The sequence below is a fragment of the Prevotella melaninogenica genome (genome assembly GCF_013267595.1).
Taxonomy (GTDB): Bacteria; Bacteroidota; Bacteroidia; order Bacteroidales; family Bacteroidaceae; genus Prevotella; species Prevotella melaninogenica_D.
Genome location: NZ_CP054011.1, coordinates 1603092 through 1625089 on the forward strand (window position 1 = coordinate 1603092; position 21998 = coordinate 1625089).

A 21998-nucleotide genomic window follows, 5' to 3' on the forward strand; every position below is an offset into this window, starting at 1 on the left:
TGACACAAACTTGTGTGACACAAACTTATGTGACAAATAACACGCTTACAAACAAGCATTTATAAGATACAAGGAAAAAGCGATATCAAAAACACCTTGATATCGCTTCTTTTTTTATGCTCTTTTTACGTAGAATAAACATGTGGGAAAACAACATTCTACGCATGTTTATCCTACAGAAAGGCCGCAACTACGAATTCTTTTCATGAGCGAAAAGAATTATTTTCACGATAAGAAATATTTTTCTTCATGATAAGAAATATTTATTTTCATGAAAATAATTCGGAAATAGGACTACATACCAGTGCCAGCACCCATTCCAACACCATTCATTTGTTGGTCATTCTTCTTCTCTTGGAAGTCATTTGAAATATTACTCTTGTGTGTTTGGAACTGCTTTTTAGTGTTTCCAAAGTTCCAAGTGAGGGTTAATGCCACGTGTTGTGCTGGTATCGTGATATTCATGTGGTTCTCAAAATTAGCACCATGGCTGTATTGCTTGATGTGCATCTTTCCAGTCAAAGGTACAAAGTACATAAAACTAAGGTTGAGTTTGTCCTTAATAAAACTCTTTGAGAGGGTTGATGTGAACATATTAAAACCTCCATTATGTCCCTGCAATAAGTATTTCTTTGTCAGTCCACCCATAAACACACTCCAATTTATCTTCCATGGGAAGGTTTGTTGTACGCCCAAGAATGCACTTGCTTGCCAGCCGTGGTTGTATTCGCCCAACTGCTGGGAACGAATATCTCCATAATCAAAGCTTCCATTGAGCATGATACGTGTCTTAGGGGTGACAGCATAGTTCATAAATGTGCTGAAATTGGTCCAACGGCTACGTACGATATTGCCGTAGGTAGTATTCAATACAGTTCCGTTCATAAACGAATACTGCTCAATTTGATTGTTGGCAAAAGCTTCACCGAGTGTCATGTTCATCATAAACTTCGGTGTAAAGTAATTGAATACTAAGCTAACGTTGTGGCTCTTTTCAACCGATAGGTCTGGATTACCATAACTCAAGACCGTTGGGTTAGAACGATCAATGTATGGGTTGAGGTAACTAACGCCCGGGCGGCTGATACGCATGTTATAATTCAAGCCTAAATTGACACCACCAGAGATATTATAGGTGAAGCTGGCAGAGGGAACAAGACTTCCATAATTCTTCTTGAAGTCGGAACCAGAACCAACGATAAAGTGCACCTTCTCCCACGTGTGCTCATAACGTAAACCTGCCTTTGCTCCAAATTTACCCATAGTTGCACTGTACTCAGCATACTCAGCCAAGATACTCTGTGTGTTCTTGTAGTTCACACTGTTAGCAGCATTATAGACTTCAGTGCCTCCTGTGATGTCATAGAACTTAGAATCAGACGAGTTGCGATGAGAGATAAACTTCAAACCAGTACTCAATGTCTGCCCTTTTCCTAATGGAGTCGTAAAGTCAACCTGCACAGTATGCTCCGTTCCACGTGTCTTTGCTGTTGAATAAAGGTCGGATAAAGGAATCGTCACACCTGCTGGCAAAGCATCATAAATACGTCGGTTATTGTTCTCCGCAGGGGAAGTTGTGAAGAGATAACTTAGTGTTAGGCTGCTTGTACGTTCTTTATTGAAAAAGCGTTGATAGTCTACACTTCCATTAAATGACTTGTTTTTATTCTCCATCGTCATCTCGTTGCCATACGTAAAGCCAGTACCATAGGCTCCACCAGAGAAGGTTGTCGTAGGGTGACCATCGTTCTTCATCGCGTAACCAGTCAAACCGAACGTAGCACCAATATTACTCACCGAATCGAGTTCATAGCCTAAGCTGATGTTAGCCATCGTAAAATTGATTTTTGTATTGCCCTTTTGCCAATAGGACATAGCAGACCCATCAGACGAAGTACGGCGCATTTCGGTTTCTGTTCCGTTTGACTTGAATTTCGCTCCCATGACATTGGCACTGTAGGTGAGCTTTCCCTGCTGTCCACTAAAGAAGGTTGTGGTGCGAGAACCATTGTTGCCTAAGGTAAGAGCTACACTGCCATTATATCCGTTCATCTTTGCCTTACTCTTTCCATCACCAGTGTTCATAATGATATTCAGCACACCACCGACACCCTCTGCATCATATTTTGCACCAGGGTTTGTGACTACTTCGATAGATTTCACAGCCGAAGCAGGCATTGCTTTGAATATCTGTGAGGGATTAGAAGAGAACATTACGTTAGGTTTTCCGTCCACATAGACCTTGAAGGAACCTTGTCCATTGACAGTAATATTATCCTGTCCATCCACTGTTACCATCGGAACCTTACGCAACATATCAAGTACGGTGTTTGTCTTGACATCGTTATCACTCTGAACATCGTAGGTCATCTTGTCGGTTTCCATCTTTACCAGCGGCTTTTGTGCCACAACCTCGACATCTTTCAACTGCTTTGTATCGTCTTGTACAAGGAGATTTCCAAGGTTGATAGTACCACCTGTTGCCGTAAGTTGTACCTTACGCAGAATTTCCTTACGTCCCATTGAAGTAAAAGAAACGAGATAACTGCCCTGTCCTGTTACCTTTTGAGAGAACTTTCCGTCCTTTTCTGTCACCGACATAGCCACTGGTGTTTCGCTTTTCTTACCTTTGTAGACTCTGATAGTGGCGTATGGTTCGCCCTCATGGGTCAAAGAATCGAGTAATACACCCGATATAGTTGAGGTCTGACCATGTGCGGTTATGGCAATAGCCATCATACCCAAAGTAACGATTAATCTATTAATTTTCATATTCTCTATGTTTTTACGGCTGAAAAGATGATATAGATGTAATATATAAGGTTGTTTCCCATTACGACAAACAATATCAATAAAATCATTATCAATCACCTAAGCAGTAGTGTTTTACTATCTAATCTATGTGCGCATTATACAATGCAAAACTAACAAAAATAATCTGATAGCACAAGTTTAAAAGTAAAAAAACAACTTAAAATAGGATTCTTTCTTATTATTTCTATGATATACAATAACTATACTAACAACGTATTACATCGTGTTTAACCCTCCGCACCATTGGTGCTAACCCTCCGCACCACTCGTGCTAACCCTCCGCACATTATGTGCGGGATATCAACACGAAGATTGAAAAGCATTAAGAAGAATCATTATTGGCGTGGTAAGAGATATAATAAGCCGTTAATGACCAACTTCGTAAAGATAGACATTTGCCCAATAGTACAAAAAGAAGATGATTACCAAGCCCCGATAATCTTGTCATCAAGGCTTGATAATCATCTTGGAAAGTATTTTCTTACTTCAAACAAACCAACTGGATAGCAAAGCCACCACTCTTAGCCAAGTGCAAGTTGAGTACAGTTTCGTTGTTAACCACCTGCTGTTCGATCGTCATAGAGTAAGGATTCTTATCGTATTCAGCATCAGGACCATCCTTATAGATGATAGCCTTGTAGCTTGTTCCGGGTGAAAGGAAGTCGAGTTTCAACTTGATATCACGTGCATTCTCGTCACTCATACCTCCAACAAACCAGTTCTCACTGTCGCGATCCTTACGTACAGTAACAATATACTTCCCTATCTCCGCCATTGGAATCACAGTCTTTTGCCAGTTAGAAGGCATCGCCTCGATGAAAGCGAAGGCTGGTTGGTCCTTGTAGTTTTCGATTTCGTCGGCTGCCATCTGCCATGGCGTGTAAATAACAACATACTCAGCCAACTGCTTAGCAAGTGTTGTGTGTGGGTGCGTATTAGGGAAAACCTTACCTTCAAGATTAAAGATACCTGGTGTGAAGTCTATCGGTCCAGCTAATTGACGAGTGAAAGGAATTACACAAAGATGGTAAGGAGGATTGCCACCATTGCCGTCCCAAGCATTCCACTCTTGTCCTCTTACACCCTCACTGGCGATAAGGTTTGGATAAGTACGCTGTAAACCGGTTGGCATAGCAGGCTCATGATTAACCACCATAATGTGGTGGCGGGCTGCAGCCTCTATCACCTTGCGATAGTGACGCACACCATATTGAGAGTGCTGGTGCTCCTTATCGTCCATTAGATTATTGACATAACCCGTCTTAACAGCCTTAATGCCCATCTTCTCATAAAGAGAGAAGGCTTCTTCTAACTGGTTCTCATAGTTCTTTGCAGCACCACCTGTCTCGTTGTGAGCGATGAGTGAGACACCCTTTGACAGTGCATACTTCTGCAATCCCTCAAAGTCATAATCAGGATAAGCCTTTGTGAAGTTGAATTTATCACCTTCCTTACCCCAGTCGTTTTCCCATCCATAGTTCCAACCTTCAACCAATACGCCCTTGAAACCATGCTGTGCAGCAAAGTCAATGTAGCGTTTTGTATTCTCGGTTGTGGCACCATGCTTAGGACCGGGAGCCCACGTTGCTGTCTGCATGTGGTAAGACCACCATACACCGACGTACTTTCCTGTTGTAATCCATGATGTATCCTTAATCTTACAAGGGTCGTTGAGGTTCAACATGACACGGTTTGTAATCAAACCGCCCACCTTATTCTCCACTGACAACATACGCCAAGGACTGACGAAAGGAGCTTTTGCACGTACCAAGTCGCCATTTGACCATGGAACCAACTCAGCCTTCAATCTTACATTCCCCTCTTTTGTCTCTACAGGCTTAACGTTCAGCGAAGAATAATCTGTCAGATTCGCCTCATGAAGCATCATATAAAGGTCTGGTTTCGCCTCGATAGTAACCGGAGTGCATACCTTTCCCTTCTTACTCAAGTTGTCCTTTGTCCACAGTCCCTCATAGTAACCAGCATCATAAGGCAATGTCCAAGCCTCTGGATCGCCCTTAAAGTAGAATTCTGTAGTCTCATCCATGATGACAAAGTCCTTCAACTGCTTTTGCTCTGGGAATACATAACGGAAGCCCATACCATCGTCAAAGATACGGAAGACGATATTCAGCTGTCGCTGCTGTCCTTTCTTCTGTACCAACTTCATAGTCAACTCGTTATAATGGTTGCGCACATCGACTTCTTCTCCCCATGGTTGGCGCCACGTTTCGTCCTTTGTAGCTCTTGCAAAAGCCACAACACGGAAGTCACTATCAAGACTTCCATCTTTCAGTTTCATTCCCAAAGCTGAAGGGAGAAGGATTACTTCGCCACCACGACGCAAAGAATAATAAGGTCGTCCAGCATTATCAACACCCACTGTCAGCGTCAGATTGCCCGAAGGTGAACTTACCGTAGCTTCCTGCTTTGCCATCATTGCCATTGGAAGGAGTGCAAAGCACAGCACTAAAAAGAGATTTTTAAAACGTTCTGTTTTCATTTATTGAGATTTTAATAATATTAATTCTTACCATTAACAGCATCAAGTAAGGCTTTCGCCTCACCTGTCTTCAATTGTACAAGGGCGTTATATGCCTCCTTTACCTTCGCATTATTAGGTTGTGCAACACGTGCTTGATACCAGCGATAGATAAGTTCTAAGTCGGCTTGCTGATAGCTTACGCCGGTGAACTTCTGCAACATGAGGAGGTATTTATACCCATACTCCAAGGTTGGTTCGATAGTAGTTCCCTCGCCATAGTCGTTCCATGTGCTTATTTGCAGATACTTCAGACCTGCCTGTCGGGCTGCATCAAGCTGTCGCTGGAACAACGCTCCGTTCTCAGCATTGTAGGTTTGATAACCTGTACCGCCCTCACCTTCTTTGTAATAGTCCCAGAAACCAGGCATAGCACCACCTACAAAGCACTTATAACCCTTAGCTATAGCATAGTTAGGATTAGGATTCACCCATGTATAAACACCTTGTGCATTGTCTGAATAAGTAGCATTATTGACACTACCCATCTTTCCTTCCAGTACAAGGAACATTGGTTTTGTAGTGAGGATAGAGAAACTACGATACCAGTCTTTTGGCGATTCCATCTGAATAGGACCGAAGTCTAATAACAATGGACGACCCTCAACTTTCACATAACTATCATCTTTAAAGAAGTTCTCAGCTAAATAACGTAAGTCCTGACGTACTGTTCCAACCTTATCTGTCACTCCTTCGAGTGTTCTGTCTTCATAAACGACACTCATCTTGAGCCCTGCACGTTTCAAAGCACGGAAGAGTGCTTCAGTATTCGACTTATGTAAGGCGATAGAATTATCACTATTAACGCCATACCAGTCGACCATTACACCGTCTAAGCCGGCATATTTCATCAGCAAACACTGATAATCCAACACAGCCTCATCGCCACTTGCATAAGGACCCGTCTGTGGATAATAGTGTGAAGCTATCTGTCTTTTGCCATTAGCATCGGTCTTGTTAGGGTCACAGTTCTTCATTGTCCAGTGGTAACCCCACTTTCCTTCGTTCTTAGGGTTGGATGTGGTCGTCTCAAACCAAGGCATATAATGTGCATACACCTGCATAGTGTTTGACTTCGTAACGGCAACAGGCACGACTTGCGTAGTCTGCTGACTGCCTTCAGGCTTCTTAGGTGCACCCTCATAGCTGTCTGCACAAGACGCAAAAAGCAATCCTGAGACAGCTGCAATTGTAAATACTAATTTCAACTTCATCTTGTTTAATGTTCTCTTAGCTGACTTTCCTATTCCCAAAGCTGGTGCAGAAAGATTCCTACTTCTTATATTGATACCGCTATCCTACTTTCTGCTGCTATGCAAAAGCTATCCTTTCGTAAGTACAAAGATAAACTTTAAATACCATAAAGAAGAACTTCAACCACATAAAGAGGCATCTTTCTCGAATTATTTTCATGAAGAAAAAGAATTATTTTCATGATAATAAATATTTCTTTTCACGATGAAAAATGTTTTTTTTCATGAAAGTAATTTGCCACAGACAGCTTTTCTATAGGAGAAAGTCATGTTATTAACTTGATATTACATGGGTTGTTGCATCATAAAAGGGGCTGTTTTCTTAGAAGTAAGTAGGTCCTTTCATTCTGTTTAAAACCTATCGAATAAAGCCTTTAAAACCCAATGGCAACTGCATGGACCTAAAATTCCTGCCGTACCATTGGGCATCTTTATAACACTAAACCCATCAAAAATTAACTTTCGTAGCCAGGATTCTGCTTTAAGTTAGGGTTCTTGCTCAACTCCTCTTGTGGAATTGGATAGATACCTGTATGCTTGTCGGCAGGATCGGCTGGCTTCTCCCACCACGCTTTGAAGTAAGTTCCAAAGCGGATGTTGGTTGTACGGCGCAAATTCTCAAATACAAACTCGTGCTTCCACTCTGTGTCAAGATCGTCGAGGGTGAGCGTTGTGAGGTCGTCAAGGCCTGCACGCTTGCGAATCTGATTGATATAAGTGAGTGCTGTTGAGGTGTAACCCAAACGGAAGTTACACTCTGCTTGCATCATTAAAATCTCTGCATAGCGCATTAGTACCCAGTCGTTGTCGCGCTCCCAAGAGTCATTAGCACTCCATTCGTACTTGTTCAGACGTGCACCAGCATTCTTAGCGGCATCAGTAAAGTTATCTATCTCCTCCGTATAGTTCAATGGTGAGCCATCATCCATCAGTACTTCAGAACCATCCTTAGCACTATATTGCTGACCGATGAGCAGACTTTGGCGACGTACATCCTTCGCATCGAATGATGAGTAGAGTCCAGGCTGTGCGCAGATACCGTTACCACACCACTGATAAACGCCAGCTGGATCGAAAGCCAACTTCTGATTATAGTGGTAGGTCATACTTGCAAGATAGTTACCTACGGTTCCCTGCTTGTGATCGTAAGGTATTGCAAAGATGATTTCAGGAGATTTCTCATTCTGAATAGCGAAACTTGCCTTATAATTTGCAGTCAGCGAATAGCCTTGAACCTTATTACAAGCATCAAGACAGTCCTGCCAACGAGCCGTACCAGTAAACACCTCGGCATTGAGATAGAGTCGTGCCAAGAGCGTATTGGCTACGTTCTGGGTAAAACGACCGTAGGTAATGCCAGAAGGCAAGAGTGGGATAATCTCCTTAAGTTCCTTCTCAATGAAGGCAAAGACATCCTTACGCGGAGTATTTGTTGGGAGTTCCTTCTGCGTGAAGTCGGTCACAACAGGTACGTTTCCAAAGCAGTCGAGCAGGTTGTAATAGTAGTAAGCACGCAAGCCACGCAACTCTGCCTCCACTTTCTGCTTATCCTCTGTGGTCAGTCCACTCTGTTCTACCTGATAGATGATGGCATTCACCTTTGAAACACCTGTGAAGTTATATCGCCAAACAGAGAGGATACCAGAGTTCTTAGCGTCCCAGTTGTGGCGTTGGAACTGCTGATAGCGACCACCATCATACCAGTCTGTACCACGGGTTGGGATACATGCTTCATCACTTGAGCACTCCTGTGTGAAGAAGACATACTCACAAGTAGGATAACAGATGATACCTGCACCCTCAGGAGTACCTGAACCATAGCCTCGGAGAGTAGCGTAAGCACCTCCAACGATAGTTGCTACCTCAGAAGAAGTCTTGCCATAGTCATCCTGCGACACCTTATCGTAAAGTTGTTCGTTAAGGTCAGTACAGGAAGCCATTGCTAAGAGCAGTCCTACTCCTAACCAAGTCTTCCGTCCAGGAAGGATATTTGATATGCTAATATTCAATCGTTTCATAATAATTATGTTCTTATAATGTTGAATGTTACGGTAAGATTAGAAGCCAATGTTCACACCCAATGAGAAAGTGCGTGGTCGTGGATAACTGTTGAAGAAGTCAATACCAGGTGAGTTCAGTACGTTATCTGGTACACTTACTTCTGGATCGATACCCTTATAGCCTGTAATACAGAAGAGGTTTTCGCCTGTCACATAGAAACGTAGACGACTAAGACCCATCTTCTTCACTGCATTCATCGGAACAGAATAACCCAAAGTGATAGACTGTAGACGGAAGAAATCACCATTCTCTATGAAGTAATCAGAGAAAGTTGGATTATCAGTAATACCGCTCTTCATGAAGTCGTCGAGGGTGTTCTGTGATGGGAAGCGTGTTGGATCATACATCACCATGCGGCTAACATTCAGTACCTTCTGTCCGAACATACCATAAGCAGCTACGCTTGCATCGAAGTCACGCCATGTTGCATTGAGTGAAAGACCAAGGTTCCACTTAGGCATTGCTGAGCCTAAATAGCCTTCTTTCACCTTTCCATTCTCGTCTTTCTCAAGCATATACTTGCCGTCGTCTGAGATTCCTGTGCAATGAGGACCCCAGAAGGCACCTGCTGGAAAGCCCTCTTTGATGACCTGTGCGTAGGTGTTTGACATACCACGAACACTGTGCAATGGACCTGCTTGAAGTCCTACTGCCTGATATTGGTCGTTAGAAAGCTTCGTAATCTCCTGGTGGTTGTAGGCAAGAGAGAGGTTAGCATCAAGTGTCCAATCCTTCGTACGGACTGCTTTATAACCCAAAGTAAGCTCAAATCCCTTGTTTACTAAGTCACCAACATTCGCCAACATCGTACCCACAAGGTATGGAGGTTGTGGCACTGGATAAGTCCAAAGGAGGTCGGAAGTCTTCTTATAGTAAAGTTCTAACGTACCATTCAATCTATTGTATAGAGAGAAATCAACACCAAGGTTCCACTGTGCTGTTGACTCCCATTTGAGGTCAGGGTTAGGGTTTTGAATCTGTGTGTAGGAGTTCTTCCATGTTCCCGTAGTCCCATCGTAGTAGGCAGAACCTGCTGCAGAGAGGATAGAAAGCGACTTATATTCGCCAATACCATTCTGATTACCAGTCACACCGAAGCCTGCACGAAGCTTTAAGTTGTCGAGCCACTCACGTGTTGAAGCCATGAAAGGTTCTTCAGAGATACGCCAAGCCAAAGAAAGAGAAGGGAATACGCCCCACTTATGGTGCTGACCGAAGCGAGAAGAACCATCATTACGCAGCGTAGCAGTAAGCATATAGCAGTCCATCAGGCTGTAGTTCACACGACCAAAGAACGAAATGAGTTTTGATTCACCCTTATAAGAACCCACATCTCCCTGTCTGTGGTCTGTTCCTGCACCTAAGTTGTTATATCCGAAAGCATCAGAATCAAAGCCAGAGCGTGTTGAGCTGAAGCCTTCATAGGTGTTATCGAGGTAAGAATAACCACCCATAAGATTCAAATGGTGGATGTCTGCGAACTTTTTATCGTATGTTAAGTAAAGTTCTAACTGCTTATTTGTATAGTCATCATAGATTCTTTGACCCCATCCATGCTCACTCTGTCCCTCCATTCGAGCGTAAGTAGGCTTGTATAAGCCCGACTTAACAGAGTTGAATTCATAGGATGTATTGACCGTAGCAACCAATCCTTCGAGGAGAGAAAGCTCTGCCTTCAAGTAGCCTAAGAAGCGATGACGTTTGTGATCTTCAGTTCTGTTATTGTTTAACTCAACTGGATTCTCAGTGTTAGTACCATTGAATTGAGCATAACTGCCGTCTTGATTATAGACAGGGAAGGTTGGTTGAAGGTTAGTCATGCGTTCAAAGATACGGTTATCGACTGGATGCCAACTGTCAAAGTTGGTATTGATGCCCTCATCCAAGCGTAAACGACCATTCATTCCAGTCTGATAAGCAGAGAGAGAACCAGCAAGTCGGTTCATAGTATTGTTCTTAATGACACCTTCATTATTGTTATAAGTGAAGCTGGCACGGTATCCATGCTTCTTCTTTGACGATGAGAAGTTGATATTATGCCCATGAGAGATAGCCGTACGCATAAGTTCTTTCTGCCAGTCGGTGCTTGCTCCGAAGTCTAAAGCACTCATATTACCTGTTGAACGAACATAACTACGCCACTGATTTGCCGATAGTAAGTCGAGTGTTTTGGCTGCAGAAGCTAAGGCAACATAGCCATTATACTGAACAGTATTCACCTCAGTGTCTGAACCTTGACGATTGGTAGTGATGATGATAACACCATTTGCACCACGAGAACCATAGATAGCCGCAGCAGAGGCGTCCTTAAGAATATCCATGCTGACAATCTCTGAAGGTTGAACAGAGTTGATATCAACACCTGGAATACCATCTACAACAACCAACGGACCATTACTTGCCGACAAAGACGTACCACCACGAAGACGGATAGAAGCACCAGACTCAACAGCTCCAGAGCTTTGTACGATAGAAAGACCAGCCACCTTACCCTGCAACAACTGCTCAGTAGAGGTGATAACACCCTGTTTCATATCCTTAGAATTGACTGAGGCAATGGCACCCGTAAGGTCGCTCTTGCGCATCTTACCGTATCCGACGCCCACGATAGTCACCTCATCAAGTGTCTTGGCATCCTCTTCCATCACGATTTTCAAGCCTTTTCCTGCCTGCACATTACGACTTGTATAGCCTACATAGGTGATTTCTAGCATATCACCTTGTCGGCACTGGATAGTGAAATTACCATCAATATCAGTGATAGCACCCACCTTACCGCCTACAACACTCACCGAAGCGCCAATAAGTGGCTCATGACCGCTATCAGATACCGTACCAGTAGCAGTGAAGTCCTGTGCTGATACCTGACTACAGAACATCATCAACGCAAAGAGGATGAGTCTCGATAGTTTATTTTTTATTGTTAGTTTCATAGATTTTAATGCTTTTATGGATTGAATAAGACGAGGAATCATTCTCTCCTCTTCCGTTATTAATCAGCCACAACGAGCGGTATTGTTGATGTAACAACCGTCTTATCGTGCTGATCCTTTACTGTTACCTTCAGTTCAGAAGCTTCCACACCCTGCAACTCCTTGTTCAAGTCGAGTGTTGCCTCACGCTTATCGCGCACGCCAGGCATAGTACCAGTAATCGTCTTTGTACCTGCCACGATAGTATATTTCAAGTCACCAGCCGTACGCTCATTGTATTCACGCGTCAACGTAAGGATGTCCTTACTGCTTAGACGTGTTGGGAAATAAGAGAAAACAGGGTCTGGATAAGGAGTAGCCGTACCAGCCTTCTGCTTTTGATCACCACTATTCACACCCCACTGGTTAGCTCCTGCAGCATCCTTAATGACCTTTATGATAAGATAAGTCATATTTTCAAGCTGAAAAGCTGCCTTTTCATCGGGATCAGCAAGGATGGTTGGCTTGTCTGCCTGCCCTGCATCTTGTGGGTTATAAGCATAGTATTCACTTGGAACACCTACATTCCAAACGTACAAACCATTAGAAAGTTTCTTCAAACCAGTCTTTGCCAACACTGCAGGACGCCATACATCCAAGGTCTGTTGTACGGTCCAATCGTTCAAACCTGAGTGTGCAGCAAACTCTACGAAGTCGGCATCTTTTGCCAATTCTGTCAATGTCTTCTCACCTAACTTATAGACATCAGGATTGAAAACTACCGTCAAAGGCTCGTCTAAGGTGAACTTATCGGTGAAACCCTTATCTTTCTTGCCACTGAAGAAACGGATTCCATCACCTGATTTCTTAAACTCCTTGAACTCAGAACGGCTGTCAGGAGCTGCGAAAACACCCGACCATATACTACCATCTTTCGTCTTCAGACGCTGCCAAAAGCCTGGCCATGCATCATCTTCAAACTTTGAAACATCGCTGTTAAAGTACTGTGTTGGTACCATTGTCTTCTTATAGATGTTGTTACCAACGTATTCCAACTTCGCAAAGTCAGACGAATTGCCACCATGACCAGCATCTGGCTCAGTTGGCTGCCATGCCCATAGATAGAGGTCAACACCCTCCTGAAAACCGACATCAGTCAAATCATAATAGAAAGTAACCTCTTCATCAGCCGTGAAGACAGCAGGAACTGTCCAGCACTTTGGTGCCTTCGGTAGTTCTACACCATCAGCAAACAATGCCAAGGGGAACAAGCACATCAATGCAAATAATATCTTCTTCATATTGATTCTGTTATTTTAGGGGAGTTAGGAAGTAATAAAGTAAGATGGTAACTTATAGGAAAGTCCTACAAAAAGAAGACTTTGAAACTTTGATAAGCCCAAGAGAATAAGTACTGAAACTTCCACGCTCCGAAATTACTTAACCGCCTGTGTCAAATTGTAAGTGTAAGAAACAAAAGGCTGGCCGTTTGTCTTGCGTGTCAAACGATATTCCAGTGTCTTCGTATTACCCGGCACAGCCGTTACAGTGAGTGCAGTCTCAGCCTTTCCGTCATTGAGAAGGAGCCGACTTGGCGTGTTATCACTCTTTGTGAAATTGTAATCCATCTTCCATGTGCCACTTGTAGGCAACAAGAGTGGTGCACTACCTTCTACCGTGAAGGTTGATGGATTACCAGCCTCATCTTGGTTTAGATTGATGACAAACGTGTCAAAATCGAGTAGGTCTGTCAATGTCTTTGTACGAGCATTCGCCTCATCAGTCTGCACAACAGAATTAACAACCCACTTACCGCCAATCTTTTCACTTAGCGTTATCGGTGCTGTAAAACTTCCGTCATCAACTGTAGAACATCCCGTGAACGCCATTGCCGTAGAAAAGAGTAGTCCAATAGCGAACAAATTACCTCTGATTGTTCTCATAGTGAATCTTGTTTTTAGTTATTGAAAATTTATTTTTGTTGATTATTTCTTTATTGGCAAAGTTAGTTACTAAAGTTTCCCACCCCTCTATTTCATGGGTATTTCAACCAAACTGCTTTGCGAATACCCATGAACGTGAGCCGTTAACACTTGTCTAAAATATGTTTACGGTTGTGAGCTTTTCTTGTTGCCTGTCTTCCAATGCTTGGACCATAATCTCAAAGTTGTTCCGCATTGCTGAGTCGGTGACTATTAACTGCCCTATCTCACTAACAGAGAACCCAAGAACGTCACAAAGAGCAGCAAGCAATCTCTCTATGCAATTCAGCACACGATGCCATAACGTAAGTGCCATGACATCATCTTCCATGTCAGCAAACAATTCACCCATGGTCTCATACTCTGACATCCGTTTTTCTAACGACATCACGATATATGTAATGTAGCAGAGCGTTGCATCAGCAATCTGACCATCAAAGTCTCTCCCCATGTATGAGCCGAGTCCGAGATGTCCTTTTGTCTCCTTGTTGACCACTTCAATGTTCCATCGTATCTGGTATAACTCGAAGGCACGCACAAAGCTCATCGATAGATCCGTACTAAGCATGATGTTCCAAGTCTGTCGACGCCCATATTTAATCAGGTATATCCTGACTGGTATATTCCCCAGACAGCCCCTCAACTCAATGTACTGACACTTGTACTTCCGGCAGCATTTGGTACGTCTTGCATACATTGCTACGAGCTCAGCAGCATTGTGTCGCTTATTCTCCACAAAGTACTTTGTCTTTCCCATCTTTGCAAGACCAATGTAGTGTATAGCTCCGTTGCCTACTCTCCTGATTTCCTCAATGAACTTCTCACAGGCAAACCAACTATCCGCCAAGGCATAATGGGGATGAATACCTCTCTTCCACATGCGCTGGAGCATCCTTATGGCGGAGTCCATCTTGCTCATACCGCATTCTTGATTCCGCTCATACGCTGGGCTCTCTTTCATGCGTCTCTTGGAGAATCTGCTGCGGAGTGCCTTCTTGCCAAGTCCGCCGTCCCCTTTCTTTCCTAATTCCTCATGGATGGAGAAGTCGAACGGCAGAGAGGACTTACCATCGAAGAACAGGCACAAAAGAAGCTTGTAGCCTAAGACATAGTTCATTCGTACATGGTCGAAAACCTTGGTAATATGCTCAAACTTCCTACCAGTCTTTTCCAAGGTTGTATCGTCAAATATAACACAGGAGTTCTCGCTCTCTGTCTGAATGCCATTCTTACGGAGAATGCATTCAAAACGAAGAACAGTATAGCTAAGCAAACGACGCCAATTCATTGCCTGCCTGACCATCATACGATAATAGCAGTTCTTTCCAGTGGTGAGAAGATGGTAGAAATTCTTCTTGTATATGGAGTGTATCGTCTCACCATTAATACGGAAAAGACAAAGGGAAAGAATCTGTTGAACAGCAGAGATACCATCGTGTTTCTCCAAAGAAAGCCTACAGAGCAGACGTCCAAAACCAAATTTTGAGAAAAGTGAGAGAATATCGCTACTCATCTTACTTTTAACACTTAAAAGCTTGGATATCTCGCTTAAATTGTCTAATTTTGCATCCATAACAGTTACTCTTTAATTTGTTGATAATCAATGTAATAAAGCACTACAAAGTTACCAATAATTATTGAGAAACTGTTATTTTAAGCCAACTTTTTGAGGGTGGGAAACTTTAGTTAGTTATCATTATTCATAAAGTAAAGAAAACTGATGATTGTATAAACATAAATCGACTATAAATTTCATAAACTACTGATAATCAATACCCATTTATCATCCTAAAGTATAAATAATATAACTTGAATATTACGCTTTTGGACCTTTTAAAGCATCAAAACGACAAATTTTCAGCTAAAAGGGATGCAATTATTAACATTTAATCCAATTCGGTCATTAGAGCCTAAACATATTTTGTTTTATTATCGAGCAGATTGTTTGACTTTGGAACGCAGGTGTAGCGGGCTACGTCAAGTTACAAAGACTAACAGGATGTCGATAAGAAAATAAAAGATGTTAGGCAACAATACCATAGTAAGAAGAATTATACATATTGTGGTCTAATGACTGATTTGGGTTTAATACACTCGACTATTTATCCTATTATCCTCCTCCGACATAGAAAATCTTTTCATTTTAAGACTTCAAAAATCTACAGACAAGGATTTGAAAAATCATTACATAAATTCTAATAAAACAGCTATAAACAAGGATAAAATCACGCTTAAAAAGCAAGTCTGCAACCAACAGTAAATCAATTAGTTATAAAGTAGTAAAGCAAAAGGTGCTTAATTGGACTTCAAAAGAGCGTTAGTAAGCCTCTTAAAGGGCACCTTTTGCAAGCCTATTAGGCGTCTTTAAGAAGCCAAAAGAGCATGTATTGGTTTTGAAGTGTACGAAAATAGTTTACAAACTTCAAGTAATAAGGGAATAAGAAGTTAGTAAAAGGCGGATAAACATTGTATCAATTGAAACCTATCTTGTAGTTTATCCCCTTTTGTAAGATCATCTAATTTAGGATGACCATAGTATGCAAGTGGATTAGTCTTTATCTATTTCCAATCTATGGATTTAACGGAAGAACCATAAAAAGCCTGTTCTGTAAATCTCGAAACCATAATTTGCAGAATAGAAAATAAAAAGATAGAGCCTGTCTCACGACAAGCTCTATCTTCTTTAATTAACTTATAAAATGCGTCTAATTAAATCTATATTACTTAAATTACCCAAATAACAAATATATATACCAAATATCATTCTGAAGTTTGCACTTCGTTATACTAAACCTAACTTTAATCCATTAAACTGTTTGTTCTGCATTACACAGAATAAAGAAACCTAATGATTCTATATTACAGGTGAAAACACCAAGATTTATCATCATTTCCGAAAGCGAAATTACGAAAAAAAATGTTTATGAAGACTACTTTTAGGAGCTTGTCATTTACAAATATAAAGAAAACAGAGGGTAATAAGTAAGATTACAGCACATAAACAGCTAATAATCAGCAACTTTAATTTAATTAACTACAGCCTATAATATAACATTGTTATTTGAAGGTAAAAATACAATAAAAGCCGTATTCACCCATTACTATCCATAGATTTTATTTGTATTAAGTTCAATTAATAAATTTGTAACACACTGATAATCAGCAAAGTAATTTTTACTACCCTTTTATATACTTGGAATTGGCTTTTTTAACTTTACTTTCTTGTATGAAAACTCTATTTTTGTCATCACAAATCTAATCTCAAGAACTCATTTTATAAAAACAAAATCAAGTAATATGATGAAGAAAAAGTTATTAATCGCTCTGACACTTCTATTGTCTGGTACGATGGTGTCAAAGGCATCTTACGCTGATGACTGGAATATCCCGTCAGCTGATGCTAAGGGACGAGTGGGTGCTTTGATGCCTTACACACGTTACGACGCTGAGACAGCAACGCTTGGAGGAGGCGCAACATTGAAGACTTCTCCTACTTGGTCTCGTAAGGAGATAGCTTCGCAGGCTTCCCGTCAGTCGTATGTTGACCTTCCTTCTAATGGTTCCTACGCCGAGTGGACTATGAAGGGAGATGCTAATGGTGTGACATTACGCTTTACAATGCCTGATTCTCCTGACGGAATGGGATTGAATGGTTCGTTGGATGTCTATGTAAATGATAAGAAGGTGCAGACAGTCAATCTGACGTCTTATTATATGTATCAGTACTTTGCTGGTGGTAATCCAACTGATAAAAGTGACGGTGGAACAGCTTGTTTTGCCTTTGATGAGACCCACTTCCTTCTGAATAAGGCACTCCGAGCAGGCGATAGAATCCGCATTCAGAGTTCTGGTGCCAATGGTTATGACTATGGAGTAGACTTCATTGAGACCGAGGTTGTACCTGAAGAGATAGAATGCCCTGCTGGTGCGGTGAACGTTACAGATGCAAAATACCGCAAGTATGTCAAAGGAAAAGATTATCTCAAGGCTTTTGAAGAAGCTTTGAAGGATGCTGATGCAGGCTCAAAGGTGCTTTATATTCCTGCTGGAACATTCGAATTGAGTGGTATCTGGTACATCTTTGGATCCGACGTAAAGATTACTGGTGCTGGTATGTGGTATACCAACCTTAAGTTTACGAACCCTAATCCATTCGGAGGAGGTATCTCTGGCGGTAATGGCTCACACGGACCAGATGACTATTGCAGTAATGTTGAGATTTGTAACCTATACCTCAACTCTAATCTGAGGAGTCGTCATAACCAGCAAGCAGTGTATAAATGCTTCATGGATGTCTTCAAGGGCGGAAGTGTTATCCATCATGTATGGGAAGATCACTTTGAGTGTGGCTTCTGGATAGGCGATTACAACGGTAAAGTAGATTATAGCAATGATCTGAAGATTATCAGCTGTCGTATCCGTAATAACTTCGCTGACGGTGTGAACTTCTGCCAAGGAACATCTAATGCAACGGTTTATAACTGCAGTGTTCGTAACAACGGAGATGATGGTTTGGCAATGTGGAACGATCATACAATAGGTGCTGTAGACGAAAAGAACAACACCTTCGCTTACAATACCATTGAACTTATCTGGCGTGCAGGCGGTATTGCCCTCTATGGTGGTGATGGTCATAAAATCTATAACAACTATATTGCTGATATGTTCATGGCTGCGGGTATTCATCTGAATGATGTATTCCCTGGTCCAAAGTATACAAATACACAGAAGATTAGCTTTGATAACAACATACTCGTGCGCTGTGGTACCAACGATGACAGCTGGCATGAGGACTTAGCTGCCATTGATATCAAAGGTGGTGTACGTAATATAGTCTTCAATAATACGAAGATTTATGACTCTCCTTTCGATGCTATCCGTGTTATGTCAGGCCCAACAGGTATTGAATTTAAGAACACAGAGATTCTTGGTGCTTCTCTTGCAGGACAGACAACAAAGTATTCTACATGGGAACACTCTACTGGTGCGATTCGTTTAGACGTCGATGGCGTGAAGTTTAGCAATGGTATTAAGATTGCAAACGTTAGCGAGGACAAGATTAAGAACAATCAGACATGGCCTGTATGGACTGATAATAACAAGGCACGTGCGGCAGCTATCGGTTATGAATACCTGAGTGACGCTACGTATAAGGTACCTGATTTCCCAGAAGCAGACACAAGTCAGCAGGGAGGTATCGTCAATCCGCTGGAAGGTATCAAGGGATATGATGTCGCTTTACGAGGTTTACGTTGGGAGAATGCCGAAGGTAGTACTGTACTAAAGGAAGGAGACGATGTTACCTTTAAGTTTGCTCTTCAGAATGTAAGCAATGTCGACATTCCTGCTGGTGTAAATATCGGTGTGAAGGTGACTGTCGACGGACAGGAGAGTTACGTCACTGCAAGCTATAAGAATGGACTGAAAGCAAAGCAGATCGTCATCCTTACAACTCAATCAGCATGGAAAGCAACGGCTGGAGGACACACTGTAAAGGCTGAAGCTGACTATCGTAACAAACTTACTGATGAGTTAACAAGAGACAACAACACCCGTGAGAAGAAGTTTAATGTAGCTGAAAAGGATGACAACGGAGACTATACTCCTGTCACAGGAGGCTATGACCTCGTTGTTACAAAGGTTGCCTTCGACAAGAAAACCATTAATCCAGGCGATGAAGTACGCTTCACTGCGACGATTGTTAATACAGGTGATAGAGACGTACCAGCAGGTACAAAGCTCGGTGTTCAGTTCCAGATTGATGGCAATACCAGTGTTATCACATGGAACGATAAGCACTATGGCGGTCTGAAGTCACATCAGAAGATTACACTTTCAGCAACTGGTGGTACGAACGGAAAGAGTACTTGGACAGCTACAAATGGTGTTCACACACTCACAGCATGGGTAAATGACACTCATGATTATAGAGATGAGGTGAATGGCAGTGACGACGCTAATAAGAAGAGTATTGAATTGAAGATTCCATTGGGTGCTATCAGATTCTTCTCAGCAGGTGAAGTCAATTCTCCAGACGACTTGAATAACCTCAACCAGACCAACCGTATCGAAGGTTTGTCAGGTAAGACAGCTGTGGATGAAGCCTACTATGACCTACAAGGAAATAAGGTTTCAACATCCAAGGAGAATCTAAAACCAGGTCTTTATATCCATAAGGGAAAGAAATTTATCGTAAGATAATGTCATAGCTACCTATGGGGAGTAATCTAATGAAAACTCACCCATAGAACATAAAAGTATCGGCTGGATAGAAGTTCCAGTCGATATTTTTTTGTAGTTATTAATAAAAGTTTTATTTTTGCAAGTAGATTGGATGACAAAAAACATCTGATTACCAATAAACAATACCTCAGATGAATACGCTTATGAAGATATATCTGTCATTATTATTTCTTATTATCCCCTTATTCAGTGCTGCGAATAATGAGAAATGGGAAGAACGGCTACACCAACTCGACCAAAGTTTAGAAAAGAAAAAACTTTATGAACATAAAAAACTTGAGAAAATCAAACGATTAAAGGACCGTTTGAAAACGATTCCAGCGAAGGATAGATTCGAAATAGACCGACAGTTATTCAAAGAATATTCATCTTATCAATATGATTCTGCCTACGCCTATGCTAATCATCTCCTTTCCGAAGCACGCAGATTGAAGAATCCTAACTATGAAGTTGAAGCATATTGCGACTTAGTATTCTGTCTTTTGTCTGCAGGATTATATACAGAGGCTTTCAACGAACTACATTCTATCCAAACGGAAGGGACTACTCCCAACACAAGAAAGCTTTATTACACCATGGCATCACGCCTTTACTATGACGTATCTGTCTATACACGCACTGAACCCTACCAGAGTCAATACGTGAAACAAGCAGGTATATATACCGATTCCCTACTTCATTATCTCCCAGCAGGCTCAACAGAATGGCTCTATGCGGTAGGAATGAAACAGATGAAGGAACGGAAATACGAGGCTTCTCTTGATACTTTCAAACAGTTCTTACAGAAGAAGGGAGTGGATTTGCACCACAAAGCCATTGTTACATCTTGTATTGGCTGGATTTATCTCTTTCTAAAGGAGAATGACTTGGCAATGGATTATCTTGCACAGGCAGCCATATATGACAACGAAGGAGTGGTCAGAGAGACTACTGCCCTTTGTACATTGGCTAATCTTCTCTATAAAGAAGGAGACATACAGCACGCTACGGAGTATGTAAGAGAGTCGCTCGCAAACGCTAACTTCTATGGAGCAAGACAGCGTGTGATTGAGGTTAGCAGCGTATTACCTATCATCGAACAGGATAGATACAAGATAATGCAGGGACAACGCAATGCTATTGCTATGACTGCAATAATCTTCATCCTCTTTGTCATTGGCTTGTTGATGGCAGGATGGTTTATCCGTAGGCAAATGATAAAGCTGAAGAAGGCACAAGCACTTATCGCACGACGCAACCAACAGTTAGAAGTTAAGAACGAACAGTTGGAGGAGGTGAATAAAATCAAGGATGAATATATTGGTAGGTCATTCTATATCAACTCAGAATATATCAATAAAGTCGAGAAACTTTATCGTTCCATTGACCGCAAGATATCTATGCATCGATTTGAAGACTTGCGTTCTTCATTAAAAGAGAGTGAATTAGGAGAAGAGAGAAAGTCGATGTTTGTGGATTTTGATGAGACTTTCTTGAAGCTTTTCCCCCATTTCATCGAACGATACAACGAACTCTTTGACGAACCAGATCAGAAGCCACTCGATAAGAAACAACTTACAACCGAGATGCGTATCTTTGCTCTTATCCGATTGGGTATCACTGATTCTGAACGTATCGCTACCTTCCTCAACTACTCTGTACACACCATTAACACCTATAAAACACGTGTAAAAAACCGTTCACACGTTGATAATGATAAGTTTGAACGGCTTATCATGGAGATATAAAAAGCTACTCGAAGGCTTTTAAACCCAATCAGTCATTAACCACAATGTGTATTGTAATCTAATGACTGATTGGGGTTAAACACTTCGAAAATATACAGACAAGGGTTTGAAAAATCATTACATAATTTCAAATAAAACATCTATAAATAACGGCAAAAGTACATACAAAAAACAGATTTGTAACCATAAGGAAATCAATTAGTTATAAAGTAGTAAGGTAAAAGGTGCTTAATTGGATTTCAAAAGGGCGTTAGTAAGAGTCTTAAAGGGCACCTTTAGCAAGTCAATTGGGCGTCTTTTAGGAGCCAAAAGAGCAGCTTTTAAAAATCAAGATGTGAAAAATTATGACAAAGTAATAGGCTATTAGCCCTATTGGGCTTATTGGGCTTATTAGCCTAATTAGATCAATTAGCCTTATTAGGTTTATTAGGCTAATAGAAATAATTAGGCTTATTAGCCTTAAA

Annotated in this window: 10 protein-coding genes; 2 read left to right on the forward strand and 8 right to left on the reverse strand. The window is 41.6% G+C overall.

The window, feature by feature from the left end:
* Positions 1 to 294: 294 nt before the first annotated feature.
* The 8 genes from FIU21_RS11945 to FIU21_RS11980 form a co-directional block, all read right to left on the reverse strand.
* Positions 295 to 2772, reverse strand: coding sequence for a TonB-dependent receptor (locus tag FIU21_RS11945; RefSeq protein ID WP_004358983.1), 2478 nt, complete (start codon positions 2770 to 2772; stop codon positions 295 to 297).
* Positions 2773 to 3295: 523 nt separating this feature from the next.
* Complete coding sequence (locus tag FIU21_RS11950; protein ID WP_004358982.1) at positions 3296 to 5317, reverse strand: glycoside hydrolase family 97 protein; 2022 nt, start codon at positions 5315 to 5317, stop codon at positions 3296 to 3298.
* 20 nt (positions 5318 to 5337) lie between these two features.
* Positions 5338 to 6570: a glycoside hydrolase family 99 protein gene (locus FIU21_RS11955; protein ID WP_036885750.1), complete on the reverse strand. Its 1233-nt coding sequence runs from the start codon at positions 6568 to 6570 to the stop codon at positions 5338 to 5340.
* Positions 6571 to 7064: 494 nt separating this feature from the next.
* The gene (locus tag FIU21_RS11960; RefSeq protein ID WP_004358980.1) at positions 7065 to 8627 is read right to left on the reverse strand and encodes a RagB/SusD family nutrient uptake outer membrane protein; all 1563 of its coding nucleotides are present in this window, start codon (positions 8625 to 8627) and stop codon (positions 7065 to 7067) included.
* A 39-nt stretch (positions 8628 to 8666) separates the two neighbouring features.
* On the reverse strand, positions 8667 to 11603 hold the full coding sequence (locus FIU21_RS11965; protein ID WP_036885749.1) for a SusC/RagA family TonB-linked outer membrane protein: 2937 nt from the start codon (positions 11601 to 11603) through the stop codon (positions 8667 to 8669).
* A gap of 59 nt (positions 11604 to 11662) precedes the next feature.
* Positions 11663 to 12883 (reverse strand): hypothetical protein, encoded by a 1221-nt coding sequence (locus FIU21_RS11970; RefSeq protein WP_036885748.1) that lies wholly within the window; start codon positions 12881 to 12883, stop codon positions 11663 to 11665.
* Between the two features lie 135 nt (positions 12884 to 13018).
* Entirely contained in the window at positions 13019 to 13525 is a 507-nt protein-coding gene (locus FIU21_RS11975) for a DUF5004 domain-containing protein (protein ID WP_004358977.1), read from the reverse strand.
* A 154-nt stretch (positions 13526 to 13679) separates the two neighbouring features.
* Positions 13680 to 15137: an IS4 family transposase gene (locus FIU21_RS11980; RefSeq protein WP_172891275.1), complete on the reverse strand. Its 1458-nt coding sequence runs from the start codon at positions 15135 to 15137 to the stop codon at positions 13680 to 13682.
* 1724 nt (positions 15138 to 16861) lie between these two features.
* Between FIU21_RS11980 and FIU21_RS11985 the strand changes: the two genes are divergently transcribed.
* Complete coding sequence (locus tag FIU21_RS11985; protein WP_004358976.1) at positions 16862 to 19765, forward strand: right-handed parallel beta-helix repeat-containing protein; 2904 nt, start codon at positions 16862 to 16864, stop codon at positions 19763 to 19765.
* 173 nt (positions 19766 to 19938) lie between these two features.
* The gene (susR, locus tag FIU21_RS11990; RefSeq protein ID WP_004358975.1) at positions 19939 to 21534 is read left to right on the forward strand and encodes a SusR family glycan utilization regulator; all 1596 of its coding nucleotides are present in this window, start codon (positions 19939 to 19941) and stop codon (positions 21532 to 21534) included.
* The last annotated feature ends 464 nt before the right edge of the window (positions 21535 to 21998 follow it).

Excerpts from the sequence above, each read along its gene's own strand:
- FIU21_RS11945 (WP_004358983.1), bottom strand. The coding sequence starts at position 2,772 with ATGAAAATTAATAGATTAATCGTTACTTTGGGTATGATGGCTATTGCC.
- FIU21_RS11950 (WP_004358982.1), bottom strand. The coding sequence starts at position 5,317 with ATGAAAACAGAACGTTTTAAAAATCTCTTTTTAGTGCTGTGCTTTGCA.
- FIU21_RS11955 (WP_036885750.1), bottom strand. The coding sequence starts at position 6,570 with ATGAAGTTGAAATTAGTATTTACAATTGCAGCTGTCTCAGGATTGCTT.
- FIU21_RS11960 (WP_004358980.1), bottom strand. The coding sequence starts at position 8,627 with ATGAAACGATTGAATATTAGCATATCAAATATCCTTCCTGGACGGAAG.
- FIU21_RS11965 (WP_036885749.1), bottom strand. The coding sequence starts at position 11,603 with ATGAAACTAACAATAAAAAATAAACTATCGAGACTCATCCTCTTTGCG.
- FIU21_RS11970 (WP_036885748.1), bottom strand. The coding sequence starts at position 12,883 with ATGAAGAAGATATTATTTGCATTGATGTGCTTGTTCCCCTTGGCATTG.
- FIU21_RS11975 (WP_004358977.1), bottom strand. The coding sequence starts at position 13,525 with ATGAGAACAATCAGAGGTAATTTGTTCGCTATTGGACTACTCTTTTCT.
- FIU21_RS11980 (WP_172891275.1), bottom strand. The coding sequence starts at position 15,137 with ATGGATGCAAAATTAGACAATTTAAGCGAGATATCCAAGCTTTTAAGT.
- FIU21_RS11985 (WP_004358976.1), top strand. The coding sequence starts at position 16,862 with ATGATGAAGAAAAAGTTATTAATCGCTCTGACACTTCTATTGTCTGGT.
- susR (WP_004358975.1), top strand. The coding sequence starts at position 19,939 with ATGAATACGCTTATGAAGATATATCTGTCATTATTATTTCTTATTATC.